The sequence below is a fragment of the Microbacterium sp. NPDC088619 genome, from assembly GCF_044752825.1.
Lineage (GTDB): Bacteria > Actinomycetota > Actinomycetes > Actinomycetales > Microbacteriaceae > Microbacterium.
This window is the reverse complement of the sequence record NZ_JBIVLZ010000001.1, coordinates 2,742,324-2,766,131: the sequence shown is the minus strand read 5'-3', so window position 1 is coordinate 2,766,131 and position 23,808 is coordinate 2,742,324. Positions and strand designations below refer to the sequence as shown.

The 23,808-nt window shown below is 68.9% G+C and carries 25 protein-coding genes; 11 read left to right on the top strand and 14 right to left on the bottom strand.

From position 1 onward, the window contains the following. Positions 1 to 59: 59 nt before the first annotated feature. The 4 genes from ACIP5T_RS13390 to ACIP5T_RS13375 form a co-directional block, all read right to left on the bottom strand. Entirely contained in the window at positions 60 to 929 is an 870-nt protein-coding gene (locus ACIP5T_RS13390; RefSeq protein WP_400864003.1) for a dihydrodipicolinate synthase family protein, read from the bottom strand. Next, positions 926 to 2,581 carry a tripartite tricarboxylate transporter permease gene (locus tag ACIP5T_RS13385; protein ID WP_400864000.1) on the bottom strand — a complete coding sequence of 552 codons (1,656 nt, stop codon included), beginning with the start codon at positions 2,579 to 2,581 and terminating at the stop codon, positions 926 to 928. The genes ACIP5T_RS13390 and ACIP5T_RS13385 overlap by 4 nt, the downstream gene beginning before the upstream one ends. Further along, entirely contained in the window at positions 2,578 to 3,114 is a 537-nt protein-coding gene (locus ACIP5T_RS13380) for a tripartite tricarboxylate transporter TctB family protein (protein WP_400863997.1), read from the bottom strand. The genes ACIP5T_RS13385 and ACIP5T_RS13380 overlap by 4 nt, the downstream gene beginning before the upstream one ends. A gap of 77 nt (positions 3,115 to 3,191) precedes the next feature. Further along, on the bottom strand, positions 3,192 to 4,160 hold the full coding sequence (locus ACIP5T_RS13375; RefSeq protein ID WP_400863994.1) for a tripartite tricarboxylate transporter substrate binding protein: 969 nt from the start codon (positions 4,158 to 4,160) through the stop codon (positions 3,192 to 3,194). A gap of 162 nt (positions 4,161 to 4,322) precedes the next feature. Between ACIP5T_RS13375 and ACIP5T_RS13370 the strand changes: the two genes are divergently transcribed. The 4 genes from ACIP5T_RS13370 to ACIP5T_RS13355 are packed head-to-tail and all read left to right on the top strand — an operon-like array spanning position 4,323 to position 8,181. After that, positions 4,323 to 5,483, top strand: coding sequence for a PP2C family protein-serine/threonine phosphatase (locus tag ACIP5T_RS13370; RefSeq protein ID WP_400863991.1), 1,161 nt, complete (start codon positions 4,323 to 4,325; stop codon positions 5,481 to 5,483). Further along, positions 5,480 to 7,441, top strand: coding sequence for a glycosyltransferase family 2 protein (locus ACIP5T_RS13365; protein WP_400863989.1), 1,962 nt, complete (start codon positions 5,480 to 5,482; stop codon positions 7,439 to 7,441). Before ACIP5T_RS13370 ends, ACIP5T_RS13365 begins: the two co-directional genes overlap by 4 nt. Next, positions 7,425 to 7,757, top strand: coding sequence for an STAS domain-containing protein (locus ACIP5T_RS13360; RefSeq protein ID WP_400863987.1), 333 nt, complete (start codon positions 7,425 to 7,427; stop codon positions 7,755 to 7,757). The genes ACIP5T_RS13365 and ACIP5T_RS13360 overlap by 17 nt, the downstream gene beginning before the upstream one ends. Further along, positions 7,747 to 8,181, top strand: a complete 435-nt coding sequence (locus ACIP5T_RS13355; RefSeq protein WP_400863985.1) for an ATP-binding protein — start codon at positions 7,747 to 7,749, stop codon at positions 8,179 to 8,181. Before ACIP5T_RS13360 ends, ACIP5T_RS13355 begins: the two co-directional genes overlap by 11 nt. A 31-nt stretch (positions 8,182 to 8,212) precedes the next feature. Here ACIP5T_RS13355 and ACIP5T_RS13350 read toward each other — a convergent pair whose 3' ends face one another. Together ACIP5T_RS13350 and ACIP5T_RS13345 are read right to left on the bottom strand one after the other, a co-directional pair. Continuing rightward, positions 8,213 to 8,878 carry a GntR family transcriptional regulator gene (locus ACIP5T_RS13350; protein ID WP_400863983.1) on the bottom strand — a complete coding sequence of 222 codons (666 nt, stop codon included), beginning with the start codon at positions 8,876 to 8,878 and terminating at the stop codon, positions 8,213 to 8,215. Positions 8,879 to 8,951: 73 nt separating this feature from the next. Next, positions 8,952 to 9,392, bottom strand: coding sequence for a DoxX family protein (locus tag ACIP5T_RS13345; RefSeq protein ID WP_400863981.1), 441 nt, complete (start codon positions 9,390 to 9,392; stop codon positions 8,952 to 8,954). A 207-nt stretch (positions 9,393 to 9,599) separates the two neighbouring features. On the opposite strand from ACIP5T_RS13345, the gene ACIP5T_RS13340 reads away from it, so the two are divergent. Then, positions 9,600 to 10,244, top strand: coding sequence for a Pr6Pr family membrane protein (locus ACIP5T_RS13340; RefSeq protein ID WP_400863979.1), 645 nt, complete (start codon positions 9,600 to 9,602; stop codon positions 10,242 to 10,244). Positions 10,245 to 10,265: 21 nt separating this feature from the next. Here the strand turns inward: ACIP5T_RS13340 and ACIP5T_RS13335 are convergent, their stop codons facing one another. From ACIP5T_RS13335 to dnaK, 5 genes are all read right to left on the bottom strand, one after another. Continuing rightward, positions 10,266 to 11,696, bottom strand: coding sequence for an FAD-dependent oxidoreductase (locus ACIP5T_RS13335; RefSeq protein WP_400863976.1), 1,431 nt, complete (start codon positions 11,694 to 11,696; stop codon positions 10,266 to 10,268). A 77-nt stretch (positions 11,697 to 11,773) separates the two neighbouring features. Then, the gene (locus tag ACIP5T_RS13330) at positions 11,774 to 12,205 is read right to left on the bottom strand and encodes a heat shock protein transcriptional repressor HspR (protein WP_400863974.1); all 432 of its coding nucleotides are present in this window, start codon (positions 12,203 to 12,205) and stop codon (positions 11,774 to 11,776) included. A 57-nt stretch (positions 12,206 to 12,262) separates the two neighbouring features. Beyond that, positions 12,263 to 13,252, bottom strand: coding sequence for a DnaJ C-terminal domain-containing protein (locus tag ACIP5T_RS13325; protein WP_400863971.1), 990 nt, complete (start codon positions 13,250 to 13,252; stop codon positions 12,263 to 12,265). A 7-nt stretch (positions 13,253 to 13,259) separates the two neighbouring features. Further along, positions 13,260 to 13,895 (bottom strand): nucleotide exchange factor GrpE, encoded by a 636-nt coding sequence (locus ACIP5T_RS13320; protein ID WP_400863969.1) that lies wholly within the window; start codon positions 13,893 to 13,895, stop codon positions 13,260 to 13,262. Between the two features lie 2 nt (positions 13,896 to 13,897). Next, positions 13,898 to 15,760, bottom strand: coding sequence for a molecular chaperone DnaK (gene dnaK, locus ACIP5T_RS13315; protein WP_400863967.1), 1,863 nt, complete (start codon positions 15,758 to 15,760; stop codon positions 13,898 to 13,900). Positions 15,761 to 16,005: 245 nt separating this feature from the next. On the opposite strand from dnaK, the gene ACIP5T_RS13310 reads away from it, so the two are divergent. The 4 genes from ACIP5T_RS13310 to ACIP5T_RS13295 all read left to right on the top strand — a co-directional run bounded on the left by ACIP5T_RS13310 (position 16,006) and on the right by ACIP5T_RS13295 (position 19,337). Next, positions 16,006 to 16,731, top strand: coding sequence for a sirohydrochlorin chelatase (locus tag ACIP5T_RS13310; RefSeq protein WP_400863965.1), 726 nt, complete (start codon positions 16,006 to 16,008; stop codon positions 16,729 to 16,731). Beyond that, positions 16,731 to 17,504, top strand: a complete 774-nt coding sequence (gene cobA / locus ACIP5T_RS13305; protein WP_400863962.1) for a uroporphyrinogen-III C-methyltransferase — start codon at positions 16,731 to 16,733, stop codon at positions 17,502 to 17,504. The genes ACIP5T_RS13310 and cobA overlap by 1 nt, the downstream gene beginning before the upstream one ends. Positions 17,505 to 17,644: 140 nt before the next feature. Then, on the top strand, positions 17,645 to 18,607 hold the full coding sequence (locus ACIP5T_RS13300) for an NAD(P)/FAD-dependent oxidoreductase (RefSeq protein ID WP_400863960.1): 963 nt from the start codon (positions 17,645 to 17,647) through the stop codon (positions 18,605 to 18,607). A 55-nt stretch (positions 18,608 to 18,662) separates the two neighbouring features. After that, positions 18,663 to 19,337, top strand: a complete 675-nt coding sequence (locus tag ACIP5T_RS13295; RefSeq protein ID WP_400863958.1) for a hypothetical protein — start codon at positions 18,663 to 18,665, stop codon at positions 19,335 to 19,337. Positions 19,338 to 19,379: 42 nt separating this feature from the next. On the opposite strand, the gene ACIP5T_RS13290 is transcribed toward ACIP5T_RS13295, so the two are convergent. Continuing rightward, positions 19,380 to 19,841, bottom strand: coding sequence for a DUF3817 domain-containing protein (locus tag ACIP5T_RS13290; protein WP_400863955.1), 462 nt, complete (start codon positions 19,839 to 19,841; stop codon positions 19,380 to 19,382). Between the two features lie 70 nt (positions 19,842 to 19,911). Between ACIP5T_RS13290 and ACIP5T_RS13285 the strand changes: the two genes are divergently transcribed. After that, complete coding sequence (locus tag ACIP5T_RS13285) at positions 19,912 to 20,829, top strand: helix-turn-helix transcriptional regulator (protein WP_400863953.1); 918 nt, start codon at positions 19,912 to 19,914, stop codon at positions 20,827 to 20,829. Positions 20,830 to 20,838: 9 nt separating this feature from the next. Here the strand turns inward: ACIP5T_RS13285 and ACIP5T_RS13280 are convergent, their stop codons facing one another. Further along, positions 20,839 to 22,044: an MFS transporter gene (locus tag ACIP5T_RS13280; protein ID WP_400863951.1), complete on the bottom strand. Its 1,206-nt coding sequence runs from the start codon at positions 22,042 to 22,044 to the stop codon at positions 20,839 to 20,841. Between the two features lie 278 nt (positions 22,045 to 22,322). On the opposite strand from ACIP5T_RS13280, the gene ACIP5T_RS13275 reads away from it, so the two are divergent. Then, on the top strand, positions 22,323 to 23,207 hold the full coding sequence (locus tag ACIP5T_RS13275; RefSeq protein ID WP_400863948.1) for a serine protein kinase RIO: 885 nt from the start codon (positions 22,323 to 22,325) through the stop codon (positions 23,205 to 23,207). A gap of 3 nt (positions 23,208 to 23,210) precedes the next feature. Here the strand turns inward: ACIP5T_RS13275 and ACIP5T_RS13270 are convergent, their stop codons facing one another. After that, positions 23,211 to 23,783 carry an ATP-dependent endonuclease gene (locus ACIP5T_RS13270; RefSeq protein ID WP_400863945.1) on the bottom strand — a complete coding sequence of 191 codons (573 nt, stop codon included), beginning with the start codon at positions 23,781 to 23,783 and terminating at the stop codon, positions 23,211 to 23,213. Positions 23,784 to 23,808 lie beyond the last annotated feature (25 nt).

Below are 23,808 nucleotides of genomic sequence, written 5' to 3'. Positions count from 1 at the left end.
GTTCCATCCTGCCCCGATCGGCTGTGAGCCGCCCTCGGAACCGCGGCGCAGAGCTGCGTCTACCGGTGCGCCGCCACGACCCGTGCGACCGCCTCGCGCTCGGCATCCGTCGGCTCGGCGATGGCCATGCGGCAGTGCGTGTCCACGACGTCCAGCACGCGATACGCCTCTTTCATGCGCGCCATGTCTCCGCCGATGAGCGAGACGACATCGTCGACGGCGGCCTGGGCTGCGGCGACGGCGTCGGCATCGCCCGAGCGGCCGGCATCGGCCAGCGCGCGGAACGGCTTGGGGGTGACGGAGGAGACCCCGGAGACCACGCCCTGCGCGCCCACCTCGACCGCAGCGATCAGGTCGCGGTCAGCGCCGGTGTAGAGGTCGAAGTCGGCGGGCACTGCGGCACGGTAGGCGGCGATCTCCTCGAGCGACAGCTCGCTGATCTTCGCGCCGACGACGTTGGGCAGCTCGGCGAGGCGGGCGAGCAGCTCGACCGAGACCGGGTTGCCGCTGCGTGCCGGGTAGATGTAGACGTACAGTCGGCCATCTCCGATCGCTCCCGACAGCGCCGCGAAGTACTCGAAGATCGACTCGTCCGTGGCCTTGAGGTAGTACGGCGTGAGGGCGGCGAACTCGGTCGCTCCGAGGCCCTTCGCGATCTCGACCAGTCGCAGCGCCTCGAACGTGCTCGGCTGCCCCACGTGCACGACGACCCGCATCCGGTGCTGCAACTCGGCCAGCGCCGCCTCGACGATCGCGGCGAACTCGGTCGCATCGACGGCGGGGAACTCCCCCGTGGTGCCGAGGATGAACGCGCCCTCGTTGCCCGATTCGGCGACGAAGCGGAAGATCGCTCGCGATCCCTCGAGGTCGAGAGCGCCGTCGCTGTGGAAGGCGGTCGGCACGGCGGTGAGGATGTCGTAGCGGGTCACTTCTCGTTCTCCTTGGGGTTCTTGCGGGTTCTGCGCGGGCGCCTCGCGGGGGCCTGGACATTGCGGACGGTCGACGTGAGCAGGTCGGGGTCGGCTGCGAGCTCGCCGTGCGCCTTCTCGATCTGCTCGCGGCTCTCGGCCTTCAGGATCGAGTCCTCGAGTGATGCGCGTTCGGCGCGGGGCGTGCGGGCAGCGCGGATCGCGGGCATCACGATCGACAGCACGGCGAGCGCGAGCAGCACGATCGCGATCGGGCTCACCACCTCGAAGAACGGACGCGTCGGGAGGATCGCCAGCGTTCGGGCGAGGTTCTCCTCGGCGAGCGGACCGAGCAGCAGGCCGAGCACGATGGGCCCTGCCGGCACCTGCATCCGCTTCAGCAGCACTCCGATCACACCGAAGACGAGCATCGTGACGACGGTCGAGAGGCTGTTCGAGGTCGCATACGTGCCGATGATGCAGAAGATCAGGATGCCGCTCCACAGGTACGGCTGCGGCACGTCGAGCAGCTTCACCATGCCCTTCATGCGCACGAGGCTCAGCCCCAGCGACAGCAGGGTCGCGACGAGCATGATGCCGACGATCGAGACCACGAGGTCGGGGCGGTTCGTGAACAGCGTGGGCCCGGGGGTGATGCCCCAGATGATCATCGAGCCGATCATCACGGCCATCACCGAGTCGCCGGGGATGCCGAGCGCCATGGTGGTCGTGAGAGATCCGCCGAGCGTGGCGCTGGATGCGGTGTCGGAGGCGGCGACGCCTTCGATCGATCCCTTGCCGAACATCTCCGGGTGCTTCGACGCCTTGCGAGCTCGCTCCCAGCCGATGAGGCCGGCGATGTCGCCGCCGGCGGCCGGGATGAGCCCGACGCCGAGTCCGACCGCGCCGCCGACGGCGGTGGCTCGTCCGCTCTGCTTCAGCTCCGAGCGGTTCGGCCACCAGCGACCGAGGCTCGAGATGGGGCGCACGTTGCTCTTGCGATAGGTGAGCAGCTGGTCGAAGAGCTCGGCGATGCCGAACAGCCCGATGATCACGGCGATGAAGTTGACGCCCTCGACCAGCTCGAGCACTCCGAAGGTGAAGCGCTGGTCAGCCGTCGCGGCATACGTTCCGACAGTGCCGAGCATGAGGCCGAAGAGACCGGCGAGGATGCCCTTGAGCATCGACTTCGACGAGATGCCGATCATGATCGAGATTCCGAAGACGACCAGAGCGAAGAGCTCGGGCGACTTGAAGTAGTCGCGGGCGAAGCTGGCGATCGGCACTGCGGCGACCGCGAAGAGCACGAGAGAGGCGAGGATGCCGACGGCCGACACGATCGCCGAGATCGTGAGCGCGAGTCCTGCCCTCCCCTGCTTCGCCATCGGATAGCCGTCGAGCGTCGTCGCGATCGAGGCGGGTGTGCCAGGGGTGTTGATGAGGATCGACGGCACCCGGTCGCCGAAGTTCGCGGCCACGTAGATCGTGAGCAGCACGGCGAGCCCCTGGACGGGTTCGAGGGTGAGCGTGAAACCGGCGGCGAGCGCCACGGCCATGGTCGCGGTGATGCCGGGGAAGGCTCCGACCATGAAGCCGAGCAGGAGCCCGACGAGCATGTAGAGCAGGATCGAGATGTCGAGGAGCGAGTTCAGCCCCTCCATGAGCGCGTTCACAGCGGGATCCTCAGGAGCATGCCGAACACGACGTAGACGAACGCCGTGACGGAGACGGAGTAGATGATCAGGCTCAGCCAGCGGCGGTGCCCGTAGAGGAGCATGAGAGCGGCCATCAGCACGGCTGCGGCGACGGGGAAGACCTCGATGCGATAGCCGAAGAGGATGACGGAGCCCAGCGACCAGACCGCGATGAAGGCGCCGGCGATCGCGAGAGTGGCGACGACGCGGACCATGCCACCCGGCTGGATGCGGTCGAGGTCTTCGCGACCGGGAGCGGGGCGGGTGACCGCCAGGGCCAGGATCGCGAGCGAGATGACGACCGCTGTGACGGCGATGACCATGGGCCAGAAGCGTGCGTCGATCTGGCCGGGCAGCGCCTCCCGACGCAGGGGGATCTGCGTGGCCAGGAAGAGGTAACCGGCGCTGAATGCCAGGGCGACGAATCCGAAGGCGATCTCGAGCGGTCGCGAGGGGGGCGCTCCCTGGTGAGCGTCCTGCTCGACCGAAGGAGTTACATCGGCGTGGGACATGGTGCTCCTTCTCTGGTCTGACGATCGGTGTCCGACTGCGGGGTCGACGGTTCGGCCGACCCCGCAGCCCGGCCGGGTCAGCCCAGGAGGTCCTTGAACAGGTCGAACTGCTCGTCGACGAACGTCGTCCACTCGGCGGAGTCGCGGTAGACCACGAGGTTGCCGGCGTCCTTCTGGAACTGCTGGTAGGTGTCGGACTCGACGGCCTCCTTGACGGCCGCCTCGAGTTCGCTCTTCACATCGTCCGGCAGGCCCTTCGGGGCGTAGATGCCGCCCCAGCCGCCGAACACGACGTCTTCGCCGATCGCCTCGTCGGCCGTCGGCACGTCCTCCGCGTCGGGGTGGCGCTCATCGTTCAGGACGGCGAGGATGCGCACGGCTTCGCCCTGCGCGAGAGCCTCGCCCAGGCCGGACACCGCCGCGACGGTCTCACCGGATGCGGCGGCCGCGACGGCCGTGGCTCCACCGTCATAGGGCACCGGGGTGAAGGCGGCATCGGTCGCGTCGCCGAGACCGATCGTCGCGGCCTCCCAGATCGAACCGGCGCCGGAGTTCGCGACGGTGACCGCACCGGACTTCGCCTGCGCGACGAGGTCTTCGAGCGACTCGATGCCGCTGTTCGCGCCGACCGTGACGACGCCGGGGGCGAGCATGATCTGCCCCAGCAGGTCGAAGTCCTCGGGCAGCACGTTCGCGCTCTGCGTGGTGTTGAGCATCGCGATCTCGACGGGAGCGAAGCCGATGACGTAGCCGTCGGGGTCCTGCGCGCCGACGTACTCCATCGCCAGGGCGCCTGCGGCACCCGGCATGTTCTCGGGGATCAAGCTGACGCCGAGGATGCCCTCGAGCTCGGTGGCGAGCGCACGCGACGACAGGTCGGATCCACCGCCTGGGTTCGCCTGGATGATCAGGCGGATGTCGTTCTCGGGAAAGGCGGATTCCGCATCTTCACCCTCTTCGACCTTCGTGCAGGCCGACAGGACGAGAGCGGTGGCGGCGACGGCCGCGAGTGCGGCGGCGGCACGGGTGATGCGCTTGCGGGGCATCTTTGCTCCTCTACGTGGGTCGACCTTGTTGTCGACGCTCTGACCGTAGCAGTGTTGACTGTTAACAGTCAACACCGTTGGCTTCGAGACTTCCGCTTGTCTCGCTGTCGCCACCACACTCCAAGATGCCAGTATGAGAGCAGCTACGAGGGGAGCGGAGCAATGTTCGACGAGCTCAGAAGACAGCAGGCGTTGGAGGAACTCGGGATCCTGGACACCCCCCGGGATGAACGAGTCGATCGAGTGGCCAGGCTGGCCCAGCAGATGTTCGGCGTGCCGATGGTGAGCGTCTCTCTGCTCGACGGCGATCGCCAGTGGCGCAAATCCGAGATCGGCCTCGGCGGCGACGAGGCACCCCGACAGGATTCCTTCTGCGACTACACGGTCGGTCAGGACCGCACGGTCGTGGTCGAGGATGCCAGCGCGACCGAGATCTTCGCCACGAACCCGTTCGTGGTCGGCGACCCCCATCTCCGGTTCTACGCCGGGCATCCGCTCCACGCGCCAGGCGGCGAACCCGTCGGCACTCTGTGCGTGCTCGACACCGAACCGCACTCGTTCTCGGAGGCGGAGCGCGCCCTGCTCCGAGACCTCGCATTCTGGGTGCAGAGCGAGATCGCGGCAGACGTCGAGCTCGATCAGGCCACCCTCATCCAGAGCGCACTGCGACCGCACTCGCTCCCCACCGTCGCCGGTTACACGATCGCGGGCGGCGGCGCCTCGCGCGGGCGCCTGGCGGGAGACTTCTACGATCTGCGCCTGCACGGCGAGGCGCTGCGCATCACCCTCGCGGACGCGATGGGCAAGGGCACCGGCCCCGCCATCGTCGCGGCCGGGGTGCGTGCATCTCTGCGCACAGCCCCCGAACGCAGCATCGCCGAGGCGATCGCCGATGCCGACCGGATCCTCGAGGAGGATCTCTCGGAGACGACGATGTTCGTCACGGCCGTCCACGCCGAGCTGCAGCCCCAGACCGGCGACCTGGAGGTGATCGACGCGGGACACAGCCTGGCGTTCATCCTCCGCCGCGACGGCTCGTGGGAGCACCTCCGTTCGACCGGACTCCCCCTCGGGATGGGCGCGGCACTGCCCGACCAGGATCCTCGGGAGTCCCGCCGCACCCGCCTCGAGCCCGGCGACGCCTTCGTCTGCTGCAGCGACGGGCTGCTCGACGTGCTCGACGCCGATGACCCGTTCGCCCATGTGGCCCGAGTGCTCGACACCCTCGGCCCCGACGGGGCGATCGAGGAGGCGCTGGGACTCATCTCGGACGACCGGGCCACCGACGACATCACCGTGATCGTCGTGAGGCGCGACGCATGACCGCACGCTTCGCTGCGATCCGCATCATCGCCGTCCTGTCGGTGCTGCTCGGGGTGAACTACGTCGCCTGGCGCTGGCTCGAATCGGTGAACTGGTCGGCGTGGTGGATCGCCGTGCCCCTGGTGATCGCAGAGACCTACAGTCTGATCGACACCTTCCTCTTCTGTCTCACGATGTGGCGGGCCAAGGAACGCCCGGCCCCGGTATCCCCACCCCAGGGCACTGTCGACGTGTTCATCGCGACCTACAACGAGCCGATCGAGCTCGTGATGACGACGGCACGCGCCGCGCGGGGGATCGCGTATCCCCACACGACCTGGATCCTCGACGACGGCGCGCGTCCCGAACTCGAGCAGGCCGCCCGCGAGGCGGACATCGGCTACCTCACCCGCTCGGACGACTGGACCGGAAAGCCCCGTCACGCGAAGGCGGGCAACCTCAATGCCGCACTGTTCGAGACAGACGGAGAGTTCCTCCTCATCCTCGACGCCGACCAGATCCCCGACCCGCTGATCCTGCACCGCACGCTGGGGTACTTCGCCGATGACCCCGAGGTCGCGGTCGTGCAGACGCCGCAGTGGTTCGTCAACGTCGACGAGGCCGACCCGCTCGGCAGCCAGGCACCGCTGTTCTACGGTCCGATCCAGCAGGGCAAGGACGGCTGGAACGCCGCCTTCTTCTGCGGCTCGAACGCCGTGCTCCGCCGCGACGCCCTGATGCAGCTGGGGATCATCGGCTACGTGCGCGAGGTGACCGACACCGCGGCCCGCGCGCTGCGCACCTCTGAGACCCTGATCGAGAAGGAGATGCGCTCGGCATCCGACCCGGAACTCCGCCGGGAGCTGTACTCCCTGCACCTGTCGATCGGCCGCGCCCGGCGCGATCTGGCCGCCGGCGCCCCTGTGCGCGAGATCGCGGATGCCGTGTCGGCGGCCGTGCGCAACGCCTCGGTGATCCTCGTCGCCAAGGATCTCGCCGGCATCAGAGCCGATCTCGCCGAGCTCGGATCCCTGCCGATCGCGCACGACGCACAGCTCGACGCCATCGTCGTCGACGAGGCGGGCCTGACGGCGCTGGCCGAGTCCGACCTCTCTCCCATCACGGCGCTCGATGCCGTCGCAGCCCTGCTCGACGCCCTGCGCCTCGACCGCGGCGACGAGGCACAGCCGATCCTCCCCCTGGCGACGATCTCGGTGACGGAGGACATGGCCACGGCGATGCAGCTGCACTCGCTCGGCTGGCGCAGCGTCTACCATCACGAGATCCTCGCCCAGGGACTCGCACCCGAAGACCTGCGCACGATGCTGACGCAGCGACTGCGCTGGGCCCAAGGCACGCTGCAGGTCATGTTGCGCGACAACCCGCTCGCGAAGCGCGGGCTGTCGATCGGCCAGCGACTGATGTACTTCGCCACGATGTGGAGCTATCTGTCGGGGTTCGCCGCCGTCATCTATCTCACGGCGCCGGTCGTCTATCTCGTGTTCGGGGTGCTGCCCGTCACCGCCTGGTCGGTCGACTTCTTCGTCCGGTTCCTGCCGTACTTCCTGGTCAATCAGCTGCTCTTCCTCGTCGTCGCCAAAGGACTCAGAACCTGGCGCGGACAGCAGTACTCCCTCGCGCTGTTCCCGGTCTGGATCCGCGCATGCTGGACCGCCGTCGCGAACGTGGTCTTCGGCCGCCCCCTCTCCTTTGCGGTGACGCGCAAGGACGGACGCGATCCGCGAGGGGTGCCGTGGGGTCAGATCTGGCCGCAGCTGACCGCGATCGTCGTGCTCAGCGTGGCGCTCGTGATCGGCGTGACCCGGGTCATCATCGGCACGGGCGACGGAACGGGCACTCTCGTCAACACGGTGTGGGTGCTGTACGACCTCGTCGTGCTCAGCGTCATCATCCAAGCCGCTCGCTACCGCGGACCGGCCCGAATCCTCGAGGAGGAGAACCATGGATCTCAGCACTGACGTCAGGGACGGCTTCGCCGTGATCGCCCTGTCCGGCCGCCTGACGGCGACGGGTGCACCGCTGCTGCGCAAGGCGGTGAACGATCTCGTCGCCGCCGGCGACTCGAAGATCGTCATCGACATGGCCGAACTGCAGTTCGTCGACTCGTCGGGGCTCGGCGCTCTCGTCGGCGGGCTGAAGAGCGCCAGGGTCGCAGGCGGCGATCTGCGCATCGCGACAGTGCCCGAGGCTGTGCGGACGGTGCTGCACCTGACGAACCTCGACCGGGTCCTCCTCGACCACCCCACGCCTGAGACGGCGTTCGATGGGCACTGACCGGCACACCGCGCATGTGGCGGGCCTGGCCGGGCCCGCCTTCGTCGAGCATGTCCTCGACGCCCTGGACGCGCTGTGGGAGGCGGCCCCGCACGTGACCCCCGAGGACCGGACGCTGTTCGCGCTGGCGGTCAGCGAGGTGTCGACGAACATCGCCAGCCATGGTGAAGCGGCGGGCGAACCGGATGCCGGCATCACCGTCGAGGTCGACATCGAGGTGAGCTCCGACGCTCTCGTCGCGACCTTCGTCGACACGGCAGATCCGGCCAGGATCGACTGGGATGCGGTGACGATGCCCGGCGTCGACAGCGAGAGCGGACGCGGTCTGGCACTGTCCACGGCTGTACTCGACGACTTCGAGCACAGCGGTGACGCGACCGGCAACACCTGGGTGCTGCGGCGTCGCCTCACCCCTCGGGCCTGATCCCGGGTGCTGCCGCTACGGCAACGGGCAGTCAGGCAGGCCGGTCGGCCAGCTCGCTGAGCATCCGATCGCGCGCGCCGTCGAGATGGGCGGTGAGCACTGCCGCCGCCTCCTCGGGCGTGCCTGAGCGCATCACGTCCATGAGCTTCATGTGGTCGTCGGATGACTCGTGAAGGTCGTCGTCGTGATTGATGGTCACCTCGAGAAGCGACGCGAAGGTCGGCAGGTACTGACTCCACGCCCCCTGCAGTCGCGGGTGGTCGGCGAGGACGTAGATCTCCGAGTGGAACTCGAGGTCGGCGGCGACGAACGCCGCGTGGTCCCCCCTGTCGGCGGCCTGGCTCATGCGATCGACCGTGGCCGCCATCGCTGCCCACCGTGCGTCGTCGTCGACTCTCATCGCGCGCGAGAGCGCGAGCTGCTCGAGAGCGCCCCGCAGACTGTAGAGCTGATCGACGTCGTCCTGCGAGAGCCCGGTGATGTAGACGCCGCGCGGGCGCTGCACCTCGACGAGCTTCTCGAAGCTGAGCTGGGTGAGTGCGTCGCGGATCGGGCCCCTGCTCACCGAGAACTCCTCGGCGAGCGCCTCCTCGGTGATGCGCGCACCGGGCGAGAGCTCGCCTCGGACGATGCGCTGACGCAGGACCTGCGCCACCTGCGCGCCGAGGGACTCTCCGCGCTTGACGGTCTGTGTCACGGTGACCTCCTGTTAACTGTTGACAGGATACACACCGGAGAGGGAGCGCCCCGTGGGGCGCTCCCTCGTGCCCTCAGCTGAGCCAGGCGGGAACCCGGCCGCGCAGGAACGCACCGTCGAGTGAGAACCGTCCGGCACCGGTGAGCGCGAGAGCCAGCGCGGCCGCGCCGAGCACGGCGACGAACTCGTATCCGCCCTCGCCGACCCAGAGCCCGGCGGCGAGGTGCACGAGGACCAGGGCCACGACCATGTCGATCGCGAGCAGGATGCCGGCCAGGCGGGTGAAGAGGCCGAGCACCAGCAGGATGCCGCCGATCAGCTCGACGAAGGCGACGAAGGGGGCGGCGATCTCGGGCATCGGCACCCCCATGCCCGCGAAGCTGCCGATGGTGCCGGGGATCGTGTATTCGAAGATCTTCTGCGCTCCGTGAGCGGCGAAGACGGCGCCGACCACGACGCGCAGGACCAGGAGTCCCAGCGAGGCGGCGGCAGAGGGGGCGGTGGTGTTCGTCATGAGGAGGTGTTCCTTCGTGGCAGGACACCGCGCGCCAGGCGCGGAGCAGGGGCTATCCCTGCTCATCACGCTATTGAGGGGACTTTTCCGTCTCCTGAGCGCGGGTCTCCGTAACCCCTCTCGGTTCCGCCTTCCGTAGACTCGCCGGATGGGAGATGCGCCGTCTGGACGACGATGCGCACCGCCGGGAAGGGGCACGAGGCGAGAGTGAGGGCACGATCGGCGTTCGGCGTGCTGCGCTTGGCCACGGCCGCAGTGTGCACCGTGGCGCTCGTGCACCGACTGTTCTGGGGGCTGAGCTCCCGCACGATCGCGGGGGAGAATTTCTTCGCGTACCTGACCGTCCAGTCCAACTGCGCGCTGGTGGCCGTGCTGCTGATCGGTGCGGTGCTCGCCTTCATCCGGGCCACGGATCCTCGCTGGTTCACCGTGGCTCTGGCTCTCGTGCTGACCTGGACCATCACGGCAGGGCTCGCCTTCGCGCTGATCGTCTGGCAGGCGGGACTCCGCGGTATCCGCGTCGACGTGCCCTGGTCTGATCAGGTGCTGCACTTCTGGCTGCCGGCGTGCACCGCCATCGCCTGGGTGCTCACACCCGGACACCGCGGCGTGCCGTGGTGGGTGGTGCCCACGGCCCTCTCCTTCCCGCTCGCGTGGGGCGGCGTCACGATGTGGCGCGGGCCGTCGGTGGGTTGGTATCCGTACTACCTCCTCGACCCGAGACAGGTGTCAGGGCCCCCGGAGTTCCTGCTCACCAGCGGGGTGGCCCTGGCGATCTTCGCGCTCGTCGCGACGTCGATCGTGCTCGTCAGTCGGATGCGACGACGTGGCCAGGAGCGGCCGGAGGTCTGAGCGCGCTGCGGCCGGCGCGAGTCAGGCCGGTGCGGTGAGGAACGGCGCGAGCGAGGCGATCGCCGCCTCGAGCGTCTTCTGCTCACTCATCTCGGCGAACGTGGCTGCCGCTTCTCCGCCGACGATGCCCACCACGATGTTCTCACCCGTGGTCGGTGCGAGGTTGATCCAGGTGCGGATCAGCGCATCGCCGCCGACCACGTGCCAGAGCATCGCCTCGGAATCAGCGGCTGCAGCATCGCCTTCGGCCTCGCCTTCGCCGTCGGGAGCCGACACGATCAGCGGATCGTCGAAGCGCAGCCAGACCGTCTCGATACGTCCCATCTCGAGCTCGGCGATGGCACCACGATGACCGAAAGGCAGCGCAGGCGAGAACTCCAGTCCCTCGCCCTTCAGAACGCCGAGCGGCACCGTGATGAGCACGCGGTCGAACGACAGCGATTCTCCGGAGGCGATGCCGAGGCTGACGCCCGCCTCGTCGTAGGCCACGCGACTGACGGGCGACGAGAGGCTCAGCTTCGCACCCTCGAGAAGCTCGTCGATGGCCGGGGTCAGGTCGCCGAGAGGCGCCATCATCTCGTCGACGGGGAGCCGCGGCGGGAACCACGTCGATTCGTCGGAGGCGTCGGCCCCTGAAGCGGCCGAGATCGAGGCGAGGAGTGCGGCGAGTCCCGGCTCTTCGGGATCAGCGCCCGCAGCCGTCAGCGCCTCCTCCAGAGAGGTGTCCGTCGGCCCCTGCTGGGCGGTGGCGATCGCCGCCTGCACCGGTTCGATCGACACCGGCTCGACGTCCTCGCCGGTGCCGGTGTCGGTATCGGTGGATCGCCACAGCGCACCCGCGATCGGAACCATGCGGATGTCGAGAGTGTTGAGGGTGTCGAGCAGGACATCGTCGGACGACCCGAGCAGCCATCCGCCCAGCTGAGCCGGGAAGGGCCAGGCCTTGTCATCCACGACAGAGTGGACGCGCCCGCCGACGCGGTCGCGCGCCTCGAACACCGTGACCTGCAGCCCCTCAGCGACGAGTCGGGCGGCGGCCGCGGCACCGGCGAGACCCGCGCCGACGATCGCGACGCGCTCACCGGTGTCGGCGGCTCGCAGAAGCTCATCGGCGGCCCGATCTCCGGATCGGAGCGCGGCGGCGATCGTGCCCGGCGCCTCGACGTCGGTCGCCTCCCCGGCGATGAAGAGCCGGTCGTCGATCGGCTCGGCCAGCGCCTCGCGGGCGCTCGCCTGCGTGCCGACCGGGGTGAAGCTCGCGGCACCGAGCGCGTAGGGGTCAGTCGTCCACGCGCTGCGGGCGAACGCCGCGGGGGTGATCGCGCCGGCGGTCGGCTTCGGGGTGGGCGAACCGTCGGGCGTGGGGGACGGAGCCGGCTCAGGCGTGCAGGAGGCCAGCAGGACTCCCAGGACGCCGGCTCCGGCGCCAATCAGCAGTGTGCGACGCGTCATCCTCATCGTGTCGCAACGATACCGCGCGCGGATGGATGACGCGTGCGGCGACCTCTGTGAGGTGCCGGCTCCGAGTATCAGCCGCGTCCGCTACCGGGGTGCCAGAGCACGACCTCGGCCGAGCGACGGATGCGGCGACCGCTGGGCATCGGGGTGACGCCGGCGGATCCTGCGGCGAACACGCGCATGCCGGGGCGGTTCTCACGCTCGGCGCGCAGTGCGGCATCGAGCTCGGCCACGCGGCGGCGCAGCATCCGGTTCTCGTCTTCGAGGTCGAGAACACGCGCGATCGCCGGGAGGCTCACGCCTTCGGACGACAGCTGGGCGACCTCGCGGAGCTGTTCGATGTTGCGGGTCGAATAGCGACGAGAGCCGCCGGAGGTGCGACCGGGCACCACGAGTCCGATGCGGTCGTACTGCCGCAGCGTCTGCGGGTGAAGACCCGAGAGCTGGGCGGCGACGGCGATCGCGAACACCGGGGTGTCGGCATCCATGTGCTGGTCAGCCATGTTCCCTCACCTCTTCCTCGGTGTTCGCGTTCGTCATCGTGCCTGCTGCGGGCTTCTCTACCGGCGGGCCTTGGCCATGAGGTCGGCACGCGGGTTCTCTGCGGGCTCGAGCGACTGGAACTTCTCCAGCGCCTCTCGAGCGGCGTCGTCGAGGTGCGACGGCACCGCGATCTGCAGCTCGGCGAGCAGGTCGCCCGTGCCCTTCGACGTGGTGACGCCGCGGCCCTTGACGCGCAGCACCCGCCCGGAGGGGGTGCCGGGTGCGACGCGGAGCTTGACCGTGTCGCCGCTGAGCGTAGGAACCTCGATCGTCGCCCCGAGCGCCGCCTCGGTGAAGGTCACCGGCACGACCACACGCAGGTTCAGCCCTTCGCGGGTGAACACCGGATGCGGTCGCACCGCGATCTGCACCACCACGTCGCCGTTCTCTCCGCCGTCGGGAGAAGGGCGTCCGCGTCCGCGGAGCCTGATCTTCTGCCCGTCAGCGACGCCGGCGGGGATCTTCACCTTGAACGGCTTGCCGTCGTCGCCTTGGAGCGAGATCGTCTCGCCCTGCACGGCCGTGGCGAAGTCGAGCGTGGTGCGCGCCGTGACATCGGCCCCCTTCTGAGGGCCGCCGAAGCCGCGGTATCCGCCGGAGGTCTGCCCGAAACGGCCGGAGCCGAACGAGCCACCCTGACCCTGATTGAACATCGCGAAGATGTCCTCGAAGTCGGCGGACTGCTGCTGCCCGCGCCCCTGCTGCCCGAACCGGCTGAAGACGTCTTCGAAGCCGCCCGCGCTCGAACCGCCCGCCGTGAAGCGTGCGCCCGAACCCATGGCGCGGATCTCGTCGTACTCCTTGCGCTGTTCGGCATCCGAGAGCACCGAGTACGCCTCGCTGACCTCTTTGAACTTCGCCTCCGCCTTCGCATCACCCTGATTGGAGTCGGGGTGGTACTTGCGAGCGAGCTTGCGGTACGTCTTCTTGAGATCAGCGTCGCTGACGTCCTTCGAGACCCCGAGGGTCTTGTAGAAGTCCTTGTCGAACCAGTCCTGGCTAGCCATCGATCACCTACTCCGCAGGTACGGCGACGACGACCTTCGCGGGACGCAGCTCGACATCACCGAGGCGGTAACCCACCTCGACGACCTCGAGCACCGTGGTCTTGTCGACGCCCGGGGTGGGCTGTTGGAAGATCGCCTCGTGGCGCTGCGGGTCGAATTCCTCGCCCTTCTCGCCGTAGGAGACGACGCCGAGACGCTCGACGATCACCCGCACCTTGCCGGCGATCACGGCGAAGGGAGTGCCCTCGACGAGATCACCGTGCTGGGCCGCGCGATCGAGATCGTCGAGCACGGGGATGAGGCCCTTCGCGGCCTCGCCCTTCGCGCGCTCGATCTCGACCTGACGCTGCTCTTCGGTGCGTCGGCGGTAGTTGGCGTACTCGGCCTGGAGTCGCTTGAGGTCGTTCAGCAGCGCGTTCTCGGCGTCCGCGATCGCGGTATCCCCCGCAGCGGCCTCAGCCGTCTGGTCGGCGTTCAGGATGTCGTCGATCGTGAAGTCCGCGTCGTCAGAGCCCTCCGCAGCCCGGGCCTCGTCAGAGTCCGGGTTGTGCGGCGCGGGGCCGGATGCCTGAGCATCCGACCCCTCGCTGTGACCTTCGGCGGGCTCAGGAACCTGATTGTCGTCGAAGTTCTTGTCCGTCATGATTACTTCTTCTCGTCCTCGTCGTCGACGACCTCGGCGTCGATGACGTCCTCGTCAGAGGAGGCGTCGTCGGCCGGGGCCTCGCCCGCAGCGTCGGCGCTCGGGGCGCCTTCGGTCTGGGACTGCGCGTAGATGGCTTCGCCGATCTTGCCCTGCGACTGGTTCAGCTTGTCGAACGCGGTCTTCACGGCCTCGTCGTCTTCGCTGGCCAGAGCCGTCTTGAGAGCGTCGACATCGGCCTTGACCTCGGTCTTCACGTCCTCGGGCAGCTTGTCGTCGTTCTCGGTGATCAGCTTCTCGATCGAGTACGCGAGCGTCTCGGCCTGGTTGCGGACCTCGGCGGCCTCACGGCGCGCCTTGTCCTCAGCCGCGTGCTCCTCGGCCTCGCGCACCATGCGCTCGATGTCTTCCTTCGACAGCGACGAGCCGCCGGAGATGACGATCGACTTCTCGGTGCCCGTGCCCTTGTCCTTGGCGGACACGTGTACGATGCCGTTGGCGTCGATGTCGAACGTGACCTCGATCTGCGGGATGCCACGGGGAGCCGGGGCGATTCCGGTGAGCTCGAACGTTCCCAGCGGCTTGTTGTCGCGGGTGAAGTCGCGCTCGCCCTGGAAGACCTGGATCGCGACGGACGGCTGGTTGTCGTCTGCCGTGGTGAAGGTCTCGCTGCGCTTGGTCGGGATGGCCGTGTTGCGCTCGATGAGCTTGGTCATCATGCCGCCCTTGGTCTCGATGCCGAGGCTGAGGGGGGTGACGTCGATGAGCAGAACGTCCTTGCGCTCGCCCTTGAGGACACCGGCCTGGAGGGCCGCACCCACGGCGACGACCTCATCGGGGTTGACGCCCTTGTTGGCCTCCTTGCCGGTCTCGCGCTTGACGAGCTCGGCGACGGCGGGCATGCGGGTCGATCCACCCACGAGCACGATGTGATCGATGTCGGCGACCTTGATGCCGGCTTCGCGGATGACGTCCTCGAACGGCTTCTTGGTGCGGTCGAGCAGGTCCTTCGTCAGGTCCTCGAACTTCGCGCGGGTGATGGTCTCGCTCAGCGACACCGGGCCCGACTCGGTCAGCGACAGGTACGGGAGGTTGATGCTGGTCGAGGTCGAGGAGGAGAGCTCCTTCTTGGCCTGCTCCGCAGCCTCCTTGAGACGCTGCAGGGCGATCTTGTCACCCGAGACGTCGACGCCCGTGGTCTCCTTGAACTGCTTGATCAGGTGGTCGACGAGACGCTGGTCCCAGTCGTCACCGCCGAGGCGGTTGTCGCCCGCGGTGGAGCGCACCTGGATGGTCGAGAAGTCGTCGTCCTTGCCCACCTCGAGCAGCGAGACGTCGAACGTTCCACCACCCAGGTCGAAGACCAGGATGAGCTCGTCTTCCTTGCCCTTGTCGAGGCCGTAGGCCAGGGCGGCTGCGGTCGGCTCGTTGATGATGCGCAGGACGTTGAGGCCCGAGATCTCGCCGGCCTCCTTGGTGGCCTGACGCTCGGCATCGTTGAAGTACGCGGGGACGGTGATGACCGCATCGGTCACCGTGTCACCCAGGTAGGACTCGGCGTCGCGCTTGAGCTTCTGGAGGATGCGCGCGGAGATCTCCTGCGGCGTCCACTTCTTGCCGTCGACGTCGAACGTCCAGTCGGTGCCCATGTGGCGCTTGACGGATGCGATGGTGCGGTCGACGTTCGTGACGGCCTGGCGCTTCGCGGTCTCACCGACGAGCACCTCGCCGTCCTTCGTGAATGCGACGACCGAGGGGGTGGTGCGGAAGCCCTCGGCATTGGCGATGACCTTCGGCTCGCCACCCTCGAGGACGCTGACGACGGAGTTCGTCGTACCGAGGTCGATTCCAACAGCACGTGCCATGTGATTCTCCTTAGTTGCTGAGGTTGATAGTGGTCTGGAAATCCGGGGCGATCAGGGAAACCTGAGTCGCGATGGCTCAACTGTACTCCGACTCCCGAACACTGTCAAATAAAGTTGATACGTGGCGGCTCAACTTTGAATTCGGTGCCGATCTCCCGCCACCGGAGCACCCCCGCACATCCGCACCTGCGTCGAGGCGAGGTCCCCGAAACACCGCCGTCACACGGCTCACCTAGAGTCCCTGCATGAGCCGTCCCATCCTCCTCGCCGTGTCGCACGGCACCTCGGATGCCGAAGGAGCGCGCGCCATCGCCGACCTGGTCGGCGCCGTCGCCGCAGCGATGCCCGAGGTCGAGGTGCGCAGCGCCTTCGTCGATGTGCAGCAGCCCGACGCCGCAGATCTCTTGCCCACGATCGATGGCCCCGTCGTGATAGTTCCACTGCTGCTCTCGCGCGGATTCCACGTGCATCACGACCTGCACGGGATGGCGGCGAAGAAGCCGGATGCCGTGGTCAGCGCCCCGCTGGGACCCGACCCGCGTCTCGCCGAGGTGCTCGCGGACCGCCTGGCCGAGGCAGCCACACCGACACCCACCGAGACAGACGGAGCTGTGGTGCTCGCCGTCGCGGGCTCGCGCGACCCCGCATCGCTCACGGATGCCGAAGCGATGGCGTCCCTCCTCTCTCTCCGTCTCGGCAGGAGGATCGAGCTCGCCTACCTGGCCGCGCGCGAACCCGACCTGCCCCACGCGCTGCGCGAGCACCCCGACGCGGTCGTCTCGACATACCTGCTCGCCCGCGGCTTCTTCTTCGACCTCACCACGAGGCAGGCACCAGGGCGACGCGTCACCACTCCCCTGCTCGACGGTACGACCGTGCCGCAGCCGCTGATCGATCTGATCGTCGCGCGCTACGAGGAGGCCTCGGCACAGCTGCACGCCGCCCCGACTCCCGAAGCCGCACAGTCGTGATGGCGGGCACGGTCACCCTGGTCGGAGCAGGACCCGGCGATGCCGGCCTGCTGACTCTGCGCGGGCTGCGCGCCCTGCAGCAGGCGGATGTGATCGTGGCCGACCGCCTCGGAGCCCGCGCCGTGCTCGCGCAGCTCGCCGGAGAAGGAGTGCAGCTCGATGCCGAGGTCATCGACGTCGGCAAGCTCCCCGGCCATCACCCGGTGCCGCAGGACGGCATCAACGAGCTGCTCGTCTCGCTCGCCCAGCAGGGCCGTCATGTGGTGCGACTCAAGGGCGGCGACCCCTTCGTCTTCGGGCGAGGGCGCGAGGAGCAGCTGTTCTGCGAAGCGGCCGGCATCACCGTCGAGGTCATCCCGGGCGTCACGAGCGCAGTGGCGGTACCGGGCATCGCCGGCATCCCCCTGACACAGCGCGGCGTCGCCGAGACATTCACCGTCGCGAGCGCGCACGACCAGATCGAGACGCTCGGGGGCGGGCGCGACCACACCGTCGTGCTGCTGATGGGCGTGAACACGCTCGGGCATTCCGCGCACGTGCTCGCGGCAGGTGAACGCGGCGCCGACTGCCCCGTCGCGATCATCGAAGACGGCTTCGGTGAGCGCCAGCGGGTCACGGTCGGCACCCTCGGCACGATCGCCCACCTCGCCGCGGCTCAACAGGTGCGATCCCCCGCGGTCGTCGTGGTCGGCGACGTGGTCGCGCTCAGCCCGCACGCCGGGATCAGCCCGCACGCCGCGCTCAGCCCGCACGCCGAGATCAGCCCGAGTTAGGCGACCCTCAGTCAAGAGGTGGCAGACTGTCGTCAGCGGACCGATTCTCGCCCGATGAGCGCGTCCGTCGGCGGCGCCGCCATGGTCGGCGCATCCGCGTCTGCCACACGGAGGCGACCGCTCTTCTCCCGGGAGCGCGAATGACTGACACGGACACCTACGACGTGCTCGTGATCGGCGGCGGTCCGGCCGGACTGTCGGCCGCCCTCAACCTCGGCCGTTCGCTCATGCGCGTGCTCGTGGTCGACGCCGACCGCCCGCGCAATGCCGCCACCCTGAACTCCCACGGGTTCCTCACGCGCGACGGAGTGCCCCCGCACGAGCTGCGACGCATCGCCCGCGACGAGCTCGCCGCCTACCCGAACATCGAGATGCGCACGCGCGTGAGGGTGCTCGAGCTGGCGAGGTCGAACGCGGGCGGCGAGATGGACGCCGACGGGCAGCCGCCTCGGTTCACGGCATCCATCGGTCGCAAGGATCCGACCGACACCGTCACCGCGCACTCGGTGCTGCTCGCCACCGGGCTTCGCGAGACCCTCCCCGACGTGCCCAACCTGCGCGGCTTCTACGGCATCAGTCTGTTCAGCTGCGCGGCCTGCGACGCGTGGGAGCTGCGCGGGCGGCGACTCGCGCTCATCGGCACGACGGATGACCTCGCCGACCGCGCCCGACTCATCGCCCGCTGGACCGAGGATCTCACCGTCTTCACGCACGGCGCAGACACCGTCACGGCCGAAGAGGAGGCCGAGCTCGCCGTGGCGGGAGTCGCGGTCGTCCGCTGTCCGATCTCCGAACTCGTCGGTGATCGCGGCCGCATCGAGGCGATCGGACTCGACGACGGGACCGTCATCGAGGTCGACGGCGGCTTCGTGCGACCGGAGTGGGAGACCGATCTGTCGTTCCTGCGCGACTTCGCGCCCTCGGTCGACGACGACGGTCACCTCATCACGGACCGCTCGGGCCGCACAGACGTCCCCGGCCTGTATGCGGCCGGCGATGCGGCGATCCCCGGCCCGCAGCAGCTCATCGTCGCCGCCGGTGCAGGTGCGAGGGTCGCCTCGGTGATGGTGCAGGACGCCGTCGGCATCGCTTCAGCACACTGAACGCCCCCGCGAAACCCCCCTCTCGGCTCCCTGGCCCGCGACTATGCTGACCGGCATGACGCGCATCTCGCAGGCCCCGCCGCTGGTCCGCCTCGCCGCCCTCTCGGTGGTCGCGCTGGCCATGCTGCCGCTCAGCGGCTGCCTGTACGCGCAGATCCCCGTGAACGTGCCGGACGGCGACGGACCGGATCCCTCCCCCACAGCCATCCCCTCGGAGGAGCCATCCGGCGATCTGCCCTCGACGATGACCTTCGCAGACGGCGCCGACATCCCCGCCGAAGCGTACATCCAGTGGGGCGACGGCCTCATCGCCGACGACGGCTGGAAGATCATCAAGCCCGACGACGGCAACGGCGGGTGGACCTACGGCACGATCGACGACACGTGCACCGCGCAGTTCTGGCAGGGTCTGATCCCCGATGTACCGACGGTCGCGGGCGATGACAGCGTCAGCTCGGATGCCATGCTCGCCGTCATCCTCGGCGAAGCGGATGCCGCTGCGATCACACCGCTCTCGACGACCGGGTCCTTCAGCTATCAGGTCGGCGGCAACTCCGACGTCGAGAACCGACAGGTCGTGGGCGAGGAGGCCGACCGCCAGTGGGCGATGGCCGCACGGGCCTTCACCGCGACGGGGGTCGGGCTCTACGTGATCGTCGACTGCACCGGGGGCGACATGCAGGCCACGATGGCCGAGGTCATCGACAAGAACGCCGTCGTCATCCAGTGACGCCGGCCGCCCGGCATCCGCTCTGCCGAGGTCGGGCGGAGGTCACTTGCCGCCGGGCGGGCCGACGAGCAGCAGGATCACGTACAGCGCGACGATGCCGACCGCGAGCAGAATCGCCAGAACCCAGGGGCGGCGCAGGAACCAGCGCATGAGCCGGTCGTGCCAGCGCGCATCACGCGGGTCCTGCGTCTGGTCCACGCGCCACTCGCCGGCCAGTCGTCCCGTGCGGTGCAGCCAGATCTCCATCGGGATCGTCGCGTAGGGAACGATGGCACTGGCCACGGCCAGGACCGCGACCCCGAGGTGCCAGCGCTGATTGAGCGCGACGAGCACGGCGGTCGCCGCGTACGCGAGGAACACGAACCCGTGGATGCCACCGCCCACCGTGACGACGATTCCCGGCGCACCTGCCGCACGGGCGATGATCGCCGAGATCAGGATGGTCCAGGTGATCGCCTCCGCGATCGCGAGAACTCGGAACAGGCGGTCGGGTGTGCGGAACACGGGACTCCTCGGGTGGGGGTCCGTCCAGCGTATCCGGAATACCTATGCGCTCCCGGGCGTTGCCGAAGGCATGGTGACCGTCGACTCCGCAGCCCTCGGGCACGTGCTCGACTCCGTCGACCTCCGCGTCGGCATCGCCCGACGAGCGCCTCTCGCCGCCGGAGGGATCCTGCCGATCCCCGCGGGCTCCGCCACCCTCGTCTACATCGCGGCGGGCTCGGTGCACGGGCATCCGCCGCTGACCACCGGATGCCGCCTCGACGTCGACCGCGCAGCGCAGATCATCGCAGTGGACGATCGACCGCTGCACGCGAACCTGGTCGCCGGAGATGCGTTCCTGACGCTCGGCCGCGCGTCGATCGCCCTCGAAGCCGACGCGGTCACCGACCTCGTCGTCGTCGACCTGGAGTTCTCGGACAGTGCCGCGATGATCGCCGCGCTTCTTCCCGACCCGATCACCGTCATGTCGTTCGCCGCTCTGGAACCTGCGGCAGCCGCCCTCGCCGGGAGCATGGGACCCACCGATCCCGCCACGTGCCCGTCGCGCCAGGGCGACCCGGTGATCTGCCGGATGATGGCGCAGACCGTGCTGCTCTCGGTGATCCGCGCGTGGGCCGCGAACGGCTGCGCCCCCGCCGGCTGGCCGTCCGTGTCGAATGACCCGTTCCTCGACCGCGTCGTCGAGGCGATCCATGAGCAGCCCGGCCGCGACTGGACGGTCGAACGCCTCGCGAGCGTCGGCGCGATGTCCCGGTCGGTGTTCGCCGAGCGATTCCGCAGCGCGATCGGCCGCTCGCCCTCCGACTACGTCACCGAGGTGCGCGTCGACGCGGCGAAGCGGATGCTGAGCGAGGGGCGCTCGGTCAGCGAGACGTCACGCGAGCTGGGCTACGCCTCCGACGAGGGGTTCAGCCGCGCGTTCCGCCGCCGCACGGGGATGACCCCGTCGACCTGGCGCGCATCGCGGCTCGCCCCCGTCCCGGCGTAGAAGTCCGCCTCAGGCGAGCTTCGCCGCCGCGACGCTCCTGCGGTTCGACATCCCGAAGAGCACAGCGCCCACCAGCAGCGAGACCGCCCCGAGCACGTAGACGAACTCCACATCGAGGGTGTCGACGAGCAGTCCGCCGACTCCGGCCGCGATCGTGATCGCTCCCTGGAATCCCACGACGACGAGGCTGCCGCCTGCCTCGAGCCGGTCGGGCGTGCGGTGCCCCACCCACGTGTTGATCACGAGCAGCCACGACGAGAAGAAGAAGCCCCAGACGAGCACGACGATCCCGATGCCGAGGACCGAGCCCGACAGGAAGATCATCGACAGCACTGACACGGCGATCACCAGCGGGGCGAACACGGCGAAGAACCCGAAGGTGCGGTCGATGAAGAACCCGAGTCCGAGGTTGCCGGCGAGGCCGCCGAGCCCGAACAGGGCGAGGAGCAGGATGATCGTCGACGGCTCGATCTCGGGGATGCGCTCGAGCGCGAGCCGCACGTACGTGTAGGCGAGGAAGTGGCCCAGCACGACGAGCACGTGCCCGACCATGCCGAGCCCGATGCCCGGGCGGCGCACGGTGTCGACGAGGAGGCGGATGCTGGCCCCCTGCTCGGCCGGGACCGACGGGAGCATGAGTCGCAGCGCAACGGCCAACAGCACCATGAGCACACCGGCGATGGCGAACACGGTCTGCCAGTCGACGATCTCGCTGAGCATCACGCCGAGCGGCACGCCGGCGACCGTGGCGAGGGAGACGCCGGCGGAGGTGAACATGACGCCGCGGCCGAGGTGCTCCGGTCCTGCCAGGCGCACGGCGACCGTGATCGACATCGCCCAGAAGGCGCTGATCGCGGCGCCCAGCAGGAACCGCGCGAGAAGCACGATGATCAGGTTCGGCGCGATCGCGACGATGAGGTTCGACACCGCTGCGGCGAGCGCCATCCAGACGAGCAGCGAACGCCGGTCGAGACGGGGGAAGATCAGCCCGACCGTCGGCGCGACGATCAAGCCCACGAGCGCGGTGACCGTGACGGTCTGCCCTGCCTGACCCGGGGTCACCCCCAGCGCGTCGGCCATCTCGGTGAGCACGCCGTTGGGCAGGAACTCGGCCGTGACGAGCAGGAAGCCCATCAGCATCAGCACGATGAGTCCGCCATAGCGGATGCCCTCGGTGCGGGCGGTCGTCACAGGTACGGGCGCGGTCGTCGTCATGCTTCCACGCTCGCAGGTGTCGGCGGCGCTCGCCCGACGCGGCGTCCACGGCATCCGACCATTCGTCCGGACCGGGTCCGGACGGCACCAGATGGGGTCTTTACAGCATCCGCCCGCACCCCCTAGGCTCGACGACGCGCCGGGGTTCTCCCGGAAGGCCAGAGCGAGAGGAGTGGATGACATGAACACCGTCTCTGTCGTGCCCCTCGCCGACATCCTTCCTCTCGAGGCCGCTCGCTCCTGATCCGCGCGTGGCCTCCGTCTCTCGGAGCCACATCGTGTCTGATCTCTTCGCTTCTTCCGAAGCATCCACATCCACCACTTCTTCCCTCTTCGACGCATCTCCTTTCGAGTCCGTCCCCACCTTCGCCGACGTCGAACCCGGTGAGCACCAGCGCTGGACCACCTGGCCGGCGATCACTCCGACAGAGCGTGGGCCGCTGCCGTGGCCCGAGTGGGTCGTGACGAGCGCCGGTGCACTCGACACCGAGCTCGGCATCCTGAAGACAGGCAAGGAGGCAGACGTGTTCCTGCTCGAGCGCGCGGTGCCGGACGACCCGGAGCAGCGCACGCTCCTCGCCGCCAAGCGCTACCGCGACACCGACCACAGCAGCTTCCACCGCTCGGGCGTCTATACCGAGGGCCGCACCACGCGGAACACCCGCGATGCACGCGCACTCGCCAAGAAGTCCGGCCATGGCCGAGCGGTCGCCGCCCTGCAGTGGTCGTTCGCCGAGTTCGATGCGCTGAGCCGCATGTGGGAGCTCGGTGCGCCGGTGCCCTACCCGGTGCAGGTCAACGGCACCGAGCTGCTCATGGAGTTCATCGGCGACTCGAGCGGGGTCGCCGCACCCCGACTCGCCGCGGTGCGCAGCGACCCCGTCGAGCTGGCCGGTCTGTACGACCAGATCGTCGACCTCATGCGGATCTTCGCCGCGGCGGGGTTCGCGCACGGCGACCTCTCGGCATACAACCTGCTCGTGCATGAGGGGCGGGTGCGCGTGATCGACCTGCCGCAGATCGTCGACATCATCGCCAATCCCCAGGGTCTCGACCTGCTGCACCGCGACTGCGTCAACATCTGCGATTGGTTCGCGCGGCGACGGGTCGAGTGCGATGCGGAAGAGCTCTTCGCGGAGATGCTCGCCGCGTCGTATGCGTGAGGTTCACGCCATCCGCATCGCGGCATCGAGCAGGTCGACGAGCGGCCGAGGCATCCGCTCGACCGGCAACGCATCGATGATGTCCGCCGAGAATCGGGCCTTCCGGCCTGCGGCGGTGCCTGCGAACCGGTGCAGTTGCTCGTCGATGGTCCGTGCGCGCTGCGCGGGCTGCTCCTGGAACACCTGGAATCGTGCGAGTTCACCCCGAGCCGCGAGCGTCTCGAGCAAGAGCTCCGGACCTGCCGCGGCGATCACCTCGTCCTCGAGGTCGCGCGAGCAGCCGAAGAAGCCGCCGTCGCTCGGTGCCGCGCCGTCGGCGATGACGCCGAGATCCATGAGGATCTTCGCGACGTAGTCTCCCTCGGCCGCGTCGTACAGACCGAGGATGCGCGGAGCATCCGACTCCGCACGCATCGCGGCCAGACGCTTGCGCAGGTTGGTGATGCCGTCGAGATCGACGAGATCGAGGCCCGCGATGTCGGTCCGACGGCGGCGCGCGAGGGCGACGAAGGCGAGGCTGTCGCTGCGGCCTTCGAACAGAACCACGGTGCGAGGCACCGCCCGCGTCGTCGACATGCCTCGACCCTAGCCCGCGGCGCGC